The organism is Fimbriimonadaceae bacterium (genome assembly GCA_019638775.1).
GTDB lineage: Bacteria > Armatimonadota > Fimbriimonadia > Fimbriimonadales > Fimbriimonadaceae > JAHBTD01.
Window position 1 is genome coordinate 566,860 of record JAHBTD010000001.1, and the last position, 14,827, is coordinate 581,686.

Genomic DNA, 14,827 nt, shown 5'->3' on the forward strand with positions numbered 1-14,827 from the left:
CGTTTTCCACAATCGCTCCACACTCCCAGCCATCCCGTCCCCGTTCCTCCCTCCCAGCTATTCCCTCCCAACTATTTCCTCCCAGTTGCTCACTACTCACTCCCAGCTCCTCGCTTCTCGCTCCCTGCTACTTAATCCCGGGTAAGACAGTGCAAACTGCAAGAATTCAGTGACAACAATGTCGAATCGCAAATTCTCTCTCGGCTTGGACTACGGAACCAACAGCGTCCGTGCCCTCATCGTCGACATCGCCACCGGCGAAGAAGTCGGCACTGGCGTCTACGACTACCCAAGCGGTGAACAAGGCATCATCGTCGATCCCAAAGACCCCAACCTCGCCCACCAACACCCCGGCGACTACATCTCTGGCATCTACGGCTCCATAGAGGTCGCCCTCAAAGATGCCCAAAAGTCAAGCGATTTCTCCCCAGACCGCATCGTCGGCATCGGTGTAGACACTACCGGCTCCACCCCCATGCCCGTGGACAAGCACTGCGTCCCCCTCGGAACGAAGCTGGAATTCAAAGATAACCCCCACGCCCAAGCTTGGCTCTGGAAAGATCACACAAGCATCGCTGAAGCCCAAGAGATCACCCAAAAAGCCGCCGATCAGCCCTACCTCGCCAAATGCGGCGGAGCCTACTCCAGCGAATGGTTCTGGGCAAAGATGCTCAAGTTCTCGCGGGTGGCTCCCGATGTCGCCGAGCAAACTCACTCCTGGGTCGAACAGTGCGACTTCGTCACTGCCTACCTCACCGGCCAGTCCGACCCCACCGAAATCCGCCGCAGCGCCTGCGCCGCCGGACACAAGGCGCTGTGGAACTCCCAATGGGGCGGTCTGCCCTCAAAGGAGTTTCTCTCCACGCTCTCACCCTATCTTGCCGAAATGCATACCCGGCTCTACACCCAAGTCTTTGCCTCCGACAAACTTGCCGGACATCTCGACCCCGGCATCGCCCAAAAGACCGGACTCCCCGCCAGGATTGGCGTTGCCGTGGGTGCTATTGACGCCCACCTCGGCGCTGTGGGCAGCGGAATCCGCCCGGGCATTTTGGTGAAAATCCTCGGCACCAGCACCTGCGACATCATGGCCGCCCCCAACGACGGCTCCATCCCCGACATTCCCGGTCTTTGCGGGATTGCCGAAGAGTCCGTTCTCCCTGGAATGCTCGGCCTGGAAGCAGGCCAAGCCGCTGTGGGCGATCTCTTTAATTGGGGGGCATCCAAACTCGCCGATGGAGACCATGACCGCCTCCAACGCGAAGCAGAGGCGCTCAACCCCGGTGCTACCGGACTCCTCGCTCTCGACTGGAACAACGGCAACCGAAACACCCTCGCCGATCAAGAACTCACTGGCCTCCTCATCGGGCAAACCCTGCACACCACCGCCGCCGAGATATACCGCGCTCTGATCGAAGCAACCGCCTTCGGCGCACTGCGCATCATCCAACGCATCGAGGAATACGGCGTCGCTGTCGACCAAGTGGTCTGCTGCGGAGGAATCGCCGAAAAGAGCTCCTTCGTCATGCAAATCTACGCCGACATCCTAAACCGCCCCATCAGCATCACACGATCCAGCCAGGCCTGTGCCCTCGGCGCCGCCATCTGCGGTGCCGTCGCCACGGGCGCACATCCAAACATGGAAACCGCCCAAAAAGCCATGTGCGGATTCAAGGACCGGGTTTACAAACCCAACCCCGATGCCCATCGCATCTACGCCAAGCTCGACGCCCTGTACCTCCAACTTCACAATGCGTTTGGCATTCGTGAAACCCGAACCGACATGAGCGGTGTAATGAAGCAGCTCATCGCCATCCGTCAGGACACCCGCAACTAACCATGAATTTCTATATGTGAGCCAAAAGCGAATCTAAATGGGAGGGTGAGACACCAACTTGCCGAACGTAAAATAGTAAGCGCATTTACACTGATGCGTCAAAATCCAAGGACAGCATGAATCCGAAACTTGAGCGCCAACCCTCACTCGCCGAAGTGGAATCCTACCGAACAAACGGATACCTCCTCGCCCGCAACCTCTTCTCCCAAGAAGAGTGCAAGGGCCTGAGCAAATACTTCACCGACATGGTCGAGCGGGGTGGCGACGGTTGGGCAGAAGGTGGCGTCGATCCCGAAAATCCCGATCCGCTGCGCCGCTATCCCCGACTCCTCCAACCACACCGAGGCGATCAGGTTGCCCTTGAGTTCATGCTCGACGAACGCATCCGCGCTTACCTCTCCGCCTTCTACGAGCGTGACCCCCTCGCCGTCCAAACCATGATCTACTTCAAGCCTCCCGGCGCGAAGGGCCAAGCCCTCCACCAAGATCAACGCTACCTCTGCGCTGAACCCGGTACCTGCATGGCCGCATGGCTGGCTCTCGAAGACATTGACGAAGAGAACGGATGCCTCACCATCGTTCCCGGATCGCACGACCTACCCATGCTCTGCCCCGGACACGCCGACCCCAATGCAAGCTTTACCGACCACCTTGTTCCAATTCCAGAAGGCCTCAAAGCGATTCCCCTCCCCATGAAAGAGGGCGACATGCTCTTCTTCAACGGTTCACTGATCCACGGCTCGGGGCCAAACCTCTCCGAAGACCGTTTTCGTAGAATCATCGTCGGGCACTACATCGGAGGCGAAGCCGAAATGGTCGCCGAGTACTACTTCCCCGTCTACAGATTCGATGGAACCACCGTTGATGGTCTTGACGCAGCAAAGACAGGCGGACCTTGCGGGGTCCTTGTCGACAAAGACGGCAAACAAATCATCGAAATCACCGGTGAAATGGAGGGCGCAAGCTCAGCGCATTGATTCCAAAAGACTTTGGGAGTGCGAAATTATTCGCGCTTTCATGAGTATCTGTAGGCTTTAGCTCTGCCCCGTCAACTCTGCGCTCTCCGCGACTCTGCGAGAAACAAAGCAACCTATTGGGCTCAGTGCCACATCACCAACGGTTCTTATCCGTCAACCCCGGCCAATCGTCCGAGCGAAAAGGCGATGCGGGCAAAAGTGCTTTATTAAACAAGTTAGGAATCGCCGCATCGCCCCAGCCAAATCTCACCGCAACCGGCTTCGCCACTTGGTCCGAAGAAACCACGACCTGGTCGCGCTCAATCACCGCCTTTGCCGGATAGAACTTTCTGTCCGCACCCGCTACTTCAAAGTGCGTCAACTCTGGCCCCGCCGCGATCAGCCCGCCTCCGATGTAATCAAAGAAGACACGAATCTTTTCACCCTCGACGCGCATCCCGGTATAGATCGGTCCAGATGGCACGATCTTATGCTTTGCATAGCACTTGTTCAAAGCCCACTGCGCCAGCCGAAGCCCAACATCTTGCTTGTTGATCGGATGGATATCCTTCACATCGTCGGTGATGTCGGTCGTCACAACCATCCCCGTGTTGGGCTCTCGCATCGCCAACAGCTGTGCCTCCCGAAGCTCAGGGCTCATCCCATTCCCATAATTGAAAGGCGCGATCTGAACATAAAAGAACGGAAAGTCGCCCAGTCCCCAGGCGCTGCGCCAATCCCGAATCATCGCCGGAAAGGCCTTCCGATACTGGTACGCCCGCCCAACATTCGACTCCCCCTGATACCAAATCGCACCCTTCATCGTGTAAGGCAAAAGGGGCGCGATCATACCGTTGTAGAGCGTCGAAAACGCCTTAGCTGGCTGCAAAACTGGCTTCGCGAATTTCGAAAGATCAGTCGATGCCTTCCATTTCCAATCGGTCAACTTGACCACGAGATCGTTGTTCACCCGCACTTCGACATTGGGTCCGCCGAAACCACCTGCTCCACCGGTATCGAGAACGCGCACAGCCACAACATTCTCGCCAAGCCGCACCAAGTCTTTGGGAACGTCGTACTTCCTGTCGACATTGAAGGAGCCCGTTGCCCCAACCAGCGTGCCGTTCACAAAGGCCGTGTCGATATCATCAATCGGACCAAGGTCAAGCCTCACGGAGTTGACGGTCATTTCAGCCGGAACGTTGAATCGACACCGCACCCAGACAAACCCATCAAACTGCGAAAGCCCAACCTCTTCAAACTTCAAAGGACCAGGAATGCTCGTCCAGTCAGCCTCATCAAGATCAACCGCTTGCCACTTGCCGTTGCCAATATCGGACGCCAATAAATCGGCATTCCACTTGGTCAGCGTCGCTTGATTTTCAAGAGACGTTTTCTTGTAGGTGTCGAGCTTCTCACCAAGTTCAGGCACCGTACGCAGACCGCTCTCGCTTGTCCAAAGTTCAACTTCTGTTCCGCCCCAACTCGTGTGAATCATCCCAATGGGCACACGCAACTGCTCAAAGAGTCTCTGGGCAAAAAAGTAACCCGCAGCCGAGAAAGAGCCAACCGTCTGTGGAGTGCAGACCTGCCACTCGCCACCGCATAACTCCTGAGGGGTTGCCGCCATGTTCTTGACGACGTTGAACATCCGAATCCTCGGATACTGCGCTCCCGCTATCGCCAACTCTTGATTAAGCAGGGATGGCGGATAACCCTTCTGAACGGTCATCTCCATGTTCGACTGCCCCGAACACACCCAAACTTCTCCCACAAGCACGTCATCCAGCGTGATCTGCCCATCACCATTGATCGTGACGTCGTACGGCCCGCCTCCTCCCTTCGGAGTGTTTAATCGACCAAGCCACTTGCCCGCCTTGTCGGCCTCAGCTTCACCAACAGAACCCCAACTCGACTTGATCGAAATCTTCGTCCCCGGCTTAGCCCAACCCCATATCGCAACCGCTCGATCACGCTGAAGAACCATGTGATCCTGAAAGGGAGACCCAAGGCGAAGCTGTGCGTGACCGACCGCCCCCGCACACAGAAACGCACAGGCTAGACCAACACGTAGCCGATTGAACATCACAAGGAGATTTTGTCAGAGATCACAGCGGCGTGTCGAGTAGACACCCGCACAGCCTGACCTCAGAACGAGCTGTTCGTTAGGAGAGAGTTCCACTTCGCCACGTCAATCCGCGCCATGTTCAGAATCTTAACGCCGTTCCGATACGCGGTCAAAGACTTCGGATCACGGATGGAGTACCGCACTTCAACCTCGCTGCGAATAACTCCAAACTCCGAAAAAATCGCAACTTCGCCCGTATCTCCGACCTCAAAGCCGCCCTCCGAAACGAGGCCTAAGCCGCCGGTCGAGATATCGGTAACTGTCACGTCGTGATTGTTCCCTTTGCACTGAAACTGCGCGGTCATCTTATTGACCATCAGCCGAAACTCTTCAACGGGTCGCGCATAGCGCACTTGACTTGTGATCTCAAACTCAAAGTCCAGCTCTGCAACCGAAATGACCTGAGTATCTGCCCCCTGAACAAACTGGAAGTTCGCGTTCTTCAGAACGTCAAGCTCGTCGAAGCTGGTGAGTCGGGCAGTGAATGTTGCCATGGCGTTCAGCCCATGGATCTCAAAGTAAAAGTTGTCACCTGGGCTCAAAATTGAGTCGGTAGAACCGCGCACGACGATCTGGTTGGCATAAAAGCTCTGAACCCAACCGACGAAGAAGCGGTTGTCAGTTAGCCGTTGGAACCTGGCCCTCACTCCATTAAAGCTGTGTTGAGAAACGCTCGACATGCAAAAAATCGCCTCCGAAACGGAAACTACCAATTCATATCGGAACGATCAAGCTTTTACAGCCGAGCGTTTCTTGTCACGGTTATCGCATATTCACGATGTGAACTCAACGAGAGGGCACATACAACCTATAGGTATAAGTAATAGTAAGGCTCTTACCGGCCCCAAGCGTTGGCATCCACAAGAGCGCGGTTCTTCCATTAACATCCCTCAAACCCTTTGCCGATTTCGACGTCTTTGGGTCACCGTCCGTCGATACCAAATCACCGCTGAACTGCTTATCGATCTTCAGCTTGATGGCCTCATCCTTGGGATTGCGAACGACAACAGTGCCACGCACCGTAACGAGGTCATACAGGTTCCCATAAGCCCCCTTCAAGGCCCCTCGCTCACGCGCCATCTCCTCTTCGTTCTCCTCCACGCGAACATCCAACGCCTTCGACATCCGCACAAGCGCCTCCGAGCCGATCGACGTATAACGCAAGGTGTCCTGACCCATAATCTGCCCATCCTTAAAAACGGTTGCAGGCGCAGTTGTTAAAGGCTGCTTTGCCGTGTTCAAGAACTTGAGCGAATGCCAAACATCGATAGGCATGTCTGGCTGTGGACCCCTCATATTCGGCTCTGACGCTCCGTCGCTATCAGGAAGCTTGATAGCATAGATATGCTCATAGCTCGCCTTCGTCTCGAACAGCATGTAAAACGCCCGGTCGCCCTTCTTGAGCGACACCTTAGGCTGCGTATAAAAGAACAGATCTTCAGACTGCATTCCGGGAACCGGGCTTGTCTCAAAGGAATCCCCAAAGCCGCCAAAACCAGCCGACTGGCTAGCTACATTACGCGACATATCCGCGCGTCCCCGGAAGCCCGCATCGGGAATTCCAATCTGCTGCAGATAAGCCACAAACTGATCCACACTTTGCCCGCTCAAAAGCGGTTCAGCGATCGTAGCCCACGGCACATTTGGGAATCCAGTCACAAACTTCAGATCGACATCCGTAAAGTCGGCAAGGTCGTTCAGCACCGTCGACTTAGCCGACAAAGTCAGCGACTTCGGATCGGTAATGTCGATGGCATAAGCCGGAGCCCAAGTAATCCCTCGCTCAAGGCCGTAGACCATCATCGTCCCCGCCCCTTGCGTCCGAACGCGGAGAACTCGTTCGTTGGTCGTTCGCGTAACCTTGACCTCAGTGCCGTCAGTAAAGCTCACTCGGCGAATCTCCCCTTTAGAAAAGGTCACCATCTCCGAGCTCGTCTGCATAGTCACGAGATCGCCATGAGAAGACAGCAGCTTGCCCGACACATTCCCTAAATTAACCGTCGTGACAACAACGGTCTTCCCGACAACCGCTCCAAGCAGTTCGTTAAAGTTGCTCGGTGGCTCCTCACGCACCGTTTCCCGATTCGTCGAGACGAACTCCTGAATCTTAACGCCCTTCGACGTGGCAACCCAAAACGTGCCAAGCGATGCCTGCGGAATGGGTGAAACGATCGTCTCGCCATCCCCCTTCAAATCGTACTCACGGACAACCATCGCAAAGCCATTCTTAAAAAGCGACGCCGTTCGTATCGGCGACGCGCTTTGCACGGGCTGTCCAACAATGAGCAATCCTGCGATAAACGTTCCAATCATTGAATACCTCACTTAGAGAGACGATGCAGCCCCACCCGCATTACAGTAATAGTAGTCTTTGCCCGATCAACCAGGTCCTTAGTGACATCAACATGCTAAATAGCACCACCGACTAACGGAAGTCCATAGGTGTTTCCTACCGATTCCCCTCAAACCGACATTCATAAGCCCATACTTCCGTGTAACCTCTGCCAATGAGACTGGTAATCGTCGGATGCAAGGAGTCGGACAACATCTCCCAAGATGACATCGTCCTCTCGAAAGCATTGGCGAGCCGAGGAGTCGATGCCCATCGAGCCGTATGGTCAGACCCCAATATCGACTGGGCACAATACGATCTTGCCGTCATACGAACAACCTGGGATTACCATCTTGCACCCCAGCAATTCCTCGAATGGATCAATTACGTATCCAGAACGACGCGTATACTAAACACGCCCCAAGTAATCCGCTGGAATATCCATAAGGGCTACCTCCGCGAGCTTGAATCAAAGGGAGTCCCTACTGTTCCTACCCTGATTTGCAAGCAAGACTCGACAGCCGTTCCACCCGAAGCTCAATCCTGGGGACGAATCGTCGTCAAACCAGCCATCAGCGCAAGTGCCCATGCGACCATCGTCACAGATTTCGACTCTCCAGAAGCGGAAGCCCACTTACGCCTCCTTTGCAAACAAGGAGATGCCCTGGTCCAGCCATTCCTTTCCGCAATTCTTGAAGGCTACGAAATCAGCCTTGTCTACATCGACGGAGAGTTCACCCACGCCGTAAGGAAATGGCCCGGCGCAGGCGATTTTCGAGTTCAGGTTGACCATGGTGGTCGCTACGAATCCGCTATCCCGACGGAATCCGAGAAGCGAGTCGGCGACCTCGCGATGAGCGCGTGCGACTTCAGGCCACTTTTCGCCAGAGTAGACGTATGCCGAACAGCCGAAGGAGAGGACGTTGTCATGGAACTGGAACTGATTGAACCCGAACTTTGGCTGAGCGCCTGCCCTGAAGCGCTTGAGCGCTTATGCCGCGCCATCGAACAACAGGCGCAACTCGCTCCTCAAACTTGATCAAAACAGCCACAGAAAGATCACTTCTTCTCAAGCTCGCGAATCGTCTCTTCAACCCTTTCACGAACAAGCTTGGCTAACTCCGGCATCCTATCAGAGAGCCCCTCAATCTCAATCGTCTTCAAGTTCTTGCGGCTCTGCTGACTGTCGAACTTCTGCACAACTAACCTGAGCTTCACGACCTTTGTATCGTTATTGCGACTATAAGTCCCCGCAATCCGATACACATTGGGATGCTTCGTGATGTCCGTCCACAGCTTAACGGCTTGCGATTCGCGCATAACGCCGACAATCGCATTCTCCAAGCCTAACGGATCGACCTCGTCCTCATCGAACGTGCCCATGATCACCACAGGCAACGGAGGCTTAAGCCCAAGCTCCCCCCGAAACTCAGGACGAGTGACGCCAATATCAAAACTGCCACCAGACCGCGAGCGCTTGAACTCAGGGCGTTGTATGCCAGAAATCCCGACCTCGTTCTTCAAAGAATCGACACGCCCTGCCGCATAGCTGAGCCATCGCTCAACATCGACAAAAAGATCACCACCGCTCGCGCTTCTCAACCCATCCGAGGAGGCTTTATTGATCGCCTCAAGAAGGGAGTAAGTCAGCATGCCGTGCTCGACATTGTTCGATTCATAGCTAAGCTGATCCGCGGCTGCTCCTGCCAACAGCCACGTCCCGCTCCCATCCTTAATCGACTCATACGCACGGGCAAAGTCGCTGCTCACACTCCTGTCCGACTGCAGCAAAGTGCTCGCCGCTGCTCCGCTATGACACGTGTCCAGAATGATCACTTGCTTACTCGCCGGTATCGCCGCAAGCTTCTTCTGAAGATCGTCTCCTGTGATTGTCGAGGTCCCGATAATGCTCGCCGTCACTTCACTCGGGTCAGCATCCGCCGTCAAGAAGAAATAGCCACGCTGCCCCCCGATCGCGCTTGTGCCGTGCCCGGCAAAGAAAACAACGATGATATCGCTCGAAGTCGCCTTCTTCGCGATGGCATCAAACCAGCCAAGAATCGCCTGCCTTGTCGGTCTAAGTTCGGGGTTCTCGTTGTCGGTCGTCAACTCCGTGACGTGCACTCTCTTTGGCAACAACCGCCCGCCCGTCTTCAAAACCGCTTCACCAAGCTTCTCTGCATCGCTTGCCGGAGCCTTCAAGTCACGCTTATTGCCAACGTAGTCGCTCACCCCAACGAACAACCCATACAGGTTCACATCCGGCGTCTGCAAACCCTTCGGTATCCCAAGATCGACAACTTCAGCTCGACTGGTCAGATCTCCGCTCTTGTTGGTCGCATAAACCTGCAATAGATTGCCTCGCCCCTCAACGAGCCTTGCCGCAGGCAAAAAGTACTGAGCATAATCCGACGTGTCCACATTGAAGAAGCCGGTGCCCTCCTTCTTCATAACCTCTTTTCCATTGATCAACACATGCACCGTGCCGATCCCTCCACCGTCGCGCTCGGTCAAAGCCACTTCAACACGATTGGGATTGCGCTCGCTCGGCGTGAGCTTGATCTCCGGGTAAAGCCGAACATTCGCAAGGTTAGGAACGCTCCGCAAAGGCTCATCATTTGTGCCCAAAAGCTTCGCAAGCAGCCCCGGCTCGTAATACAAGGACTTCAGCTGCGAAACCTCGATCGGCTCAAGGCCGCCCTCCCACTCCAACACATACGACGCCCCCGTCACATTGGAAGGATCGCTCGCATCATATCGTCCGTTGCCGTCCATCGCCAACCAAGACTGGTCGCGCATCACAACAAACGACCCTAGCTTGCGATACGTCATCGGGGACTCGGGACCATTCCCCGGAACAAACTGCGTGGCATCCCAGATCGTCGCTTGCTCCGTCGCATCGGAGATGATCAATCGCTTGGAATCCAGCGTATAAGCCAAGCTGCTTATGGTGTCTGTCAGGTCGATCCTCGCAACCGGCTTCCCCTCACTCATGCTGTGCAGAGTCACCGACCGAGTATCCGTAGCGACGAACACCTTCCCGTCAGGGCTGATGCGGCTCGCTATGGATTGCCCATTAAGGCTGCTTTCACACGAGAGCGAGAACCTCTGTTTGCCCGAAACCGCGTCGATGAACACAAACTGTCCGTACCCGCCCACGATCAAGGTCTGACTGTCTGGACCAAAAGCAATTTGATCAATCAGCGATCTTTCTTCGTCCTTGTACTTCGCCTTTGCCATCGGTATAGTGGCAAGGGCCTTACCGGATTCAAGATCGACCACAACGTAGCTCCCGCCCACCATATGAACCAGGCGCTTAGAGTCGGGAGAGATAGCGATCTGTTCACGAAGAGCGCTGTCCGTCTTTCCCAAGTCGTATTTCTGGGCATTTCCGTTTAACCCAAAAACATGCAAACCAAGCTCGCTATCCAAAGCGACTCCCCATCGGTTATCCTGGCTCATCCAGGCCAGTGCCATTTTCGCTGAACTGGTAGCAAAAGGAGTGGCAACATAAGAGGGTCCCGCCATATCAAAGTGCAAGACCTCTGTGTCGGTCCAACCCAAAAGCTCCTCTTTGCCACCCCAAACCACGCCCTCAAAACTATCTTGGAAGCCCCAAACGAGCTTGTCAGTGGTCACATCCCAGATAGCCTTCGTCACCTTGTCTTTGCCATCTTCATCCTTGTAGTAAGCCCGCCCCAGCGCTAGCCTGCCAGTGTCGGAACACAAGAGATGCCTGCCGTCGACCTGATACACAACCGACCCTGTCGGATTCTGTGGATCAAAAAGCGTGAATCTCCTCTCAACGCCCAACCTTCCATAAGAGGGCCGCGAGTAATAAAAACGTCCGCTCACACCCAATGGATAAAAGCCTTCAAATGCCTGAACTGAACCAATCGTTTCGGTGTGAATGCTCCCATCACTGAGCTGATGTCGGCGGATACTGCCATCCTCATATCCAACCCAGAAGTACCGAGCGTCCGGACTAAACTCACCCGCTGTCGGACCGCCAACCCCACGCGTAAAGGGATGTTCCTTCGCCGAAGGAACGTCCCAAACCTTCAACGGCTCATTCGTCTTTGAGTACTCTTCGTCGGCATAAGTTGCGACCTTTAAGCCATCGCGGGATTTCCGAATCTCACGAACCGCACCCTTATAGCCAATCAACTTGCGCAAAAGCGTGCCGGACTTGCGATCATAGATCGTCATCGTCCCCGTCGGCCCAGCAACCAAAACCTCATCAAAGGACTTGCCTACAAAAATGGCGGCCATCAGGGTGTTCGGCATGAACCCCTTATTCCCAATAATGTGCTCCCACTCTTGCTGCTTCTCACCCGTGTCCACCGACCACAGGTAAGCCTTGTTATCCAGGCCCGTAACTAAAACTTGCTTTGAATCGTGCGAGAGCTCAATCCATCCCGAGCCCTCCTGAGGGCCCGCAAACTCCCGAACTGGCTTCCGTCCTACGACTTCCCAAACAATCAGCGACGTGCCATTGCAGCAGCTTGCAACGCGCTTGCCATCGTTGGAGATGTTAATGTCACGAACAAACGGCTGCTTATCCTCAGAGGCTTCCCCATGCTTTCCGAGTAAGGCGATCTTTGAACCGGCTTTCGTCTCTGCCGTCCAAACCTCACCCAACTCGCCGCCGATAACGACAAAGCCGTTATCGCGCGAAATTCGCGCTTCAGAAAAATACTGGCCAGCCTTAACATCTGCCGACCATTCCGCAATCAGCTTTGCAGAGCGAGAATCCCACAGCCGCACCATGTCGCGGGACCGAGTGATGATGCGAGACCCATCCCAAGACATCTCTGCCCGCTGGATTGGGAAGAGCGGATGCCCGCCCAAAACGCCCAACATCCGCATGGACTTGGGCTCCCACAGCCTCGGAGCAAAACCCCTGTCGTGAGTAATCAGCCGAGTGCCGTCGGGCGACTCCTGAATGTCCTCAAGCCGCTGATCGCTAACGATCGGAACCAGCCGTAGACGGCTCTCTTCCGACTTCTTCGTTTCGCTTAGCCCGAAAGACGCTGCAAATAATAGGGCCGCCAAACCCCAAGTCATAACGTGGCGGCCGACGTTTGTAAGGGTTTGACGGCCCATATTGAGTTCTCCTTAGATAAAGTGAGGCTAAGCCCCAATCAAGATCGGCTTGCTTGCCCGAGATTTGCTGGACTCAAAGTTCGGTCCCTGTGTAAAGCCTTCGCGATTCTTGTCCTGCTCCTTGATCTTCTTATTGATATCCTCAAGCACAGCATCAATTGCATCGTACATGTCCTTGACCGCAATCTTGGGTTCGTCCTCTAGCATGGCAAGTACGAGAAGCGTGAACAGCCCGTGGGGCTGGATGTCCTTCATCCCAGAGACGTCCGAGCTCGGCTTTGTCTCTTGGCTTGCGAACAGAAACGCGGCTTCACCCATCGGAGCTTGCCCACGATTGATCTGCTTCGGTCGGACCGAAACCAGGCTCGATCGAACGCTCTCCATCGCTCCCGCACTCTTGGGTGTGACGGTTCCCATGGTTTTCCATCTTTCCTGAATCGCACCGTCAACCTTTCGAGACATCCCACCGCTAAAGCAGCTGTCGAAGTAGAACGTCGTATTCACGCCATTCACGTTGAGAAGGTTGGCAAGCTCACCAAAGAAATTCCCCGGAATAAGCTGCATATCCGCAAGAACGATAACTTCCTGAATACCATCGGCCTCTTTGTCATCCTTCACCTGCGCACCGTGACCGGAGTAAACAAAAACGACCTGGTCGCCAGCCTTGGCATTTGCCGCAAGCCACTTGATTCCGTCTAAAAACTTCTCAAGGCTGGCCTCTTTGTCATAAAGCGATTTGATGTTCTTATCCTTAACCCCGAACTTCTTGATGAAAACATCCTTCAATGCTTTGGCGTCGTTGACGCACCCTTTCAGGTCGTTGTCGACGGGGGTACCATCTTCACGCTTCACTTCCGGATAGTCGTTGATACCAATGCAAAACGCATAAGTCTCGGCATAAGCCGCAACAGAAATAATGCCGAGAGCGGCAATAGCGACGAGTCTTTTAATTGCGATAGCGTATGAACCAAACTTCATGTTGATCTCCGGGAGAACCTGACGGGCGGCCTTCCAGCCGGTTACAGATTATGGTCCGACGGTCCCAAAAGGATACAACAAGAAAGGAAAAGTCGCGCAAACCGAAGCGAGCCAGGGAGACAGACTCCATGCCACCTCCCCAACATCCACACACTACATTTGTGGCGTATGCCACTCCATGTCGCCATAAATGGTCTGGATATAGTCCATTTGTGACGCATGGTTATTCATGTGCAGCCCCGGCAAGAACATAAAGAACTGAATGGGCGCTGTCATCATCGGAAGCTCAGCCATCCCAAAAACGCGCTCGTCCGAGAGATCGTTAAGGGCATCCATGACCTCCTGAGTCGAGGCTTCGACTTCGCGAACTGCCTGTTCGCGAGAGACGATCGTCGCCTCAAAATCTCGAGTGGCCTGATTGATCTCTTCCCAGGTGGTTTGCTCCACCTTATCGCGAAGAATCCCCGCAAAGGCGCGATTGGACCAAGCGACGTGACCCGCCAATTGAAGCGGGGCCCGCGCTGTTTCAGCGGGAGTCCAAGTCAGTCTGTCATCCGGCGTTCCGGCAAGGGTCGCCAAGAAAAATCCTTTGCCCATTTGAGCGTTTTGTTGAGCCTGCGCTACCATTTGGCGGGCGGGCGATAGTGTTTCTGCTTGCATAAATTTCTCCTCCAATTTTTACTTCTGAACAAAGCTTGTTAGGCGAGCCAAGCAACCAGCCCAACCCTGGCCATGCTTGTCTCTCGACTCCTCTGTCGAAAACTTGCTGTGGGTCAGCCTAAGAAGTGTGCCTTCACCCTTGGGCTCAAACTCCACGCACACAAAAGTCTCTTCCGAGTCAGGCGCGTCGTGAGTCCAACGCCAAGAGAATTCAAGCTTCTTGTTCACAACGACGTCGCGGTAAACCCCAGACATAATAAAAACGTCGCCATCCGGATGAGTCATTTCCACGGTCAGCTTGCCACCCGCCCGAAGGTCCAAATCACGGATTACCGTTTTCATCTCTTCAGTCGGTGCCATCCACTGCTGAAAGAGATCCTTCTCGGTCCAAGCGCGAAAAACCGTCTCCGGCTTCGCCTTGATCTCTTGCGTCAGTTCAAGCTGGTGTGTATTCAAATTCACTGTTTCCTGCATTACTTCTCCTCCAACTTTTCGGCAAGCGCCGCCAAGGCGTCCAATCGTGGAATCCAAAACGCTCGCGACCTACTCAGCCACTGCGCCGCATCCTCCATAGCTGAAGGCTCAAAACGGCAATACCGAGTCCGTCCCCGCTTCTCCGTAACCACAAGTCCGCTGGATTCAAGCACCCGAAGATGCTTCACTACTGCCGGCATCGAAATGCTAAGCGGCTTGGCCAGTTGACCGACGGTCATCTCTGCATCGCCCAATTGAGATATCAATTGACGCCGAGTTTCGTCTGAAAGCGCTTGAAAAACACGATCAAGTCGCTCTGCTGAACACTTAACCATTTGGTTCAGTATTCACTATTT

General features: G+C 54.6%; 11 protein-coding genes. 3 read left to right on the top strand and 8 right to left on the bottom strand.

Annotation, left to right across the window (positions count from 1 at the left end; all coding sequences use genetic code 11):
• Positions 1–178: 178 nt before the first annotated feature.
• The gene (locus tag KF784_02645) at positions 179–1,837 is read left to right on the top strand and encodes a ribulokinase (GenBank protein MBX3117935.1); all 1,659 of its coding nucleotides are present in this window, start codon (positions 179–181) and stop codon (positions 1,835–1,837) included.
• A 116-nt stretch (positions 1,838–1,953) separates the two neighbouring features.
• Entirely contained in the window at positions 1,954–2,814 is an 861-nt protein-coding gene (locus tag KF784_02650) for a phytanoyl-CoA dioxygenase family protein (protein MBX3117936.1), read from the top strand.
• 133 nt (positions 2,815–2,947) lie between these two features.
• Here the strand turns inward: KF784_02650 and KF784_02655 are convergent, their stop codons facing one another.
• The 3 genes from KF784_02655 to KF784_02665 all read right to left on the bottom strand — a co-directional run bounded on the left by KF784_02655 (position 2,948) and on the right by KF784_02665 (position 7,234).
• Complete coding sequence (locus KF784_02655) at positions 2,948–4,879, bottom strand: hypothetical protein (GenBank protein ID MBX3117937.1); 1,932 nt, start codon at positions 4,877–4,879, stop codon at positions 2,948–2,950.
• A 62-nt stretch (positions 4,880–4,941) separates the two neighbouring features.
• Positions 4,942–5,601, bottom strand: coding sequence for a PilZ domain-containing protein (locus KF784_02660; GenBank protein ID MBX3117938.1), 660 nt, complete (start codon positions 5,599–5,601; stop codon positions 4,942–4,944).
• A gap of 106 nt (positions 5,602–5,707) precedes the next feature.
• Positions 5,708–7,234, bottom strand: coding sequence for a hypothetical protein (locus KF784_02665; GenBank protein MBX3117939.1), 1,527 nt, complete (start codon positions 7,232–7,234; stop codon positions 5,708–5,710).
• A gap of 194 nt (positions 7,235–7,428) precedes the next feature.
• On the opposite strand from KF784_02665, the gene KF784_02670 reads away from it, so the two are divergent.
• Positions 7,429–8,292, top strand: a complete 864-nt coding sequence (locus KF784_02670; GenBank protein ID MBX3117940.1) for a hypothetical protein — start codon at positions 7,429–7,431, stop codon at positions 8,290–8,292.
• Between the two features lie 20 nt (positions 8,293–8,312).
• Here the strand turns inward: KF784_02670 and KF784_02675 are convergent, their stop codons facing one another.
• The 5 genes from KF784_02675 to KF784_02695 form a co-directional block, all read right to left on the bottom strand.
• Positions 8,313–12,359 (bottom strand): caspase family protein, encoded by a 4,047-nt coding sequence (locus KF784_02675; protein ID MBX3117941.1) that lies wholly within the window; start codon positions 12,357–12,359, stop codon positions 8,313–8,315.
• Between the two features lie 27 nt (positions 12,360–12,386).
• Positions 12,387–13,337 carry a caspase family protein gene (locus KF784_02680; protein ID MBX3117942.1) on the bottom strand — a complete coding sequence of 317 codons (951 nt, stop codon included), beginning with the start codon at positions 13,335–13,337 and terminating at the stop codon, positions 12,387–12,389.
• A 153-nt stretch (positions 13,338–13,490) separates the two neighbouring features.
• Entirely contained in the window at positions 13,491–13,997 is a 507-nt protein-coding gene (locus KF784_02685; GenBank protein ID MBX3117943.1) for a DinB family protein, read from the bottom strand.
• An 18-nt stretch (positions 13,998–14,015) separates the two neighbouring features.
• On the bottom strand, positions 14,016–14,471 hold the full coding sequence (locus tag KF784_02690; protein ID MBX3117944.1) for an SRPBCC domain-containing protein: 456 nt from the start codon (positions 14,469–14,471) through the stop codon (positions 14,016–14,018).
• A complete protein-coding gene (locus KF784_02695; protein ID MBX3117945.1) occupies positions 14,471–14,806 on the bottom strand; it encodes a winged helix-turn-helix transcriptional regulator in 336 nt (111 codons plus the stop codon). Before KF784_02695 ends, KF784_02690 begins: the two co-directional genes overlap by 1 nt.
• Positions 14,807–14,827 lie beyond the last annotated feature (21 nt).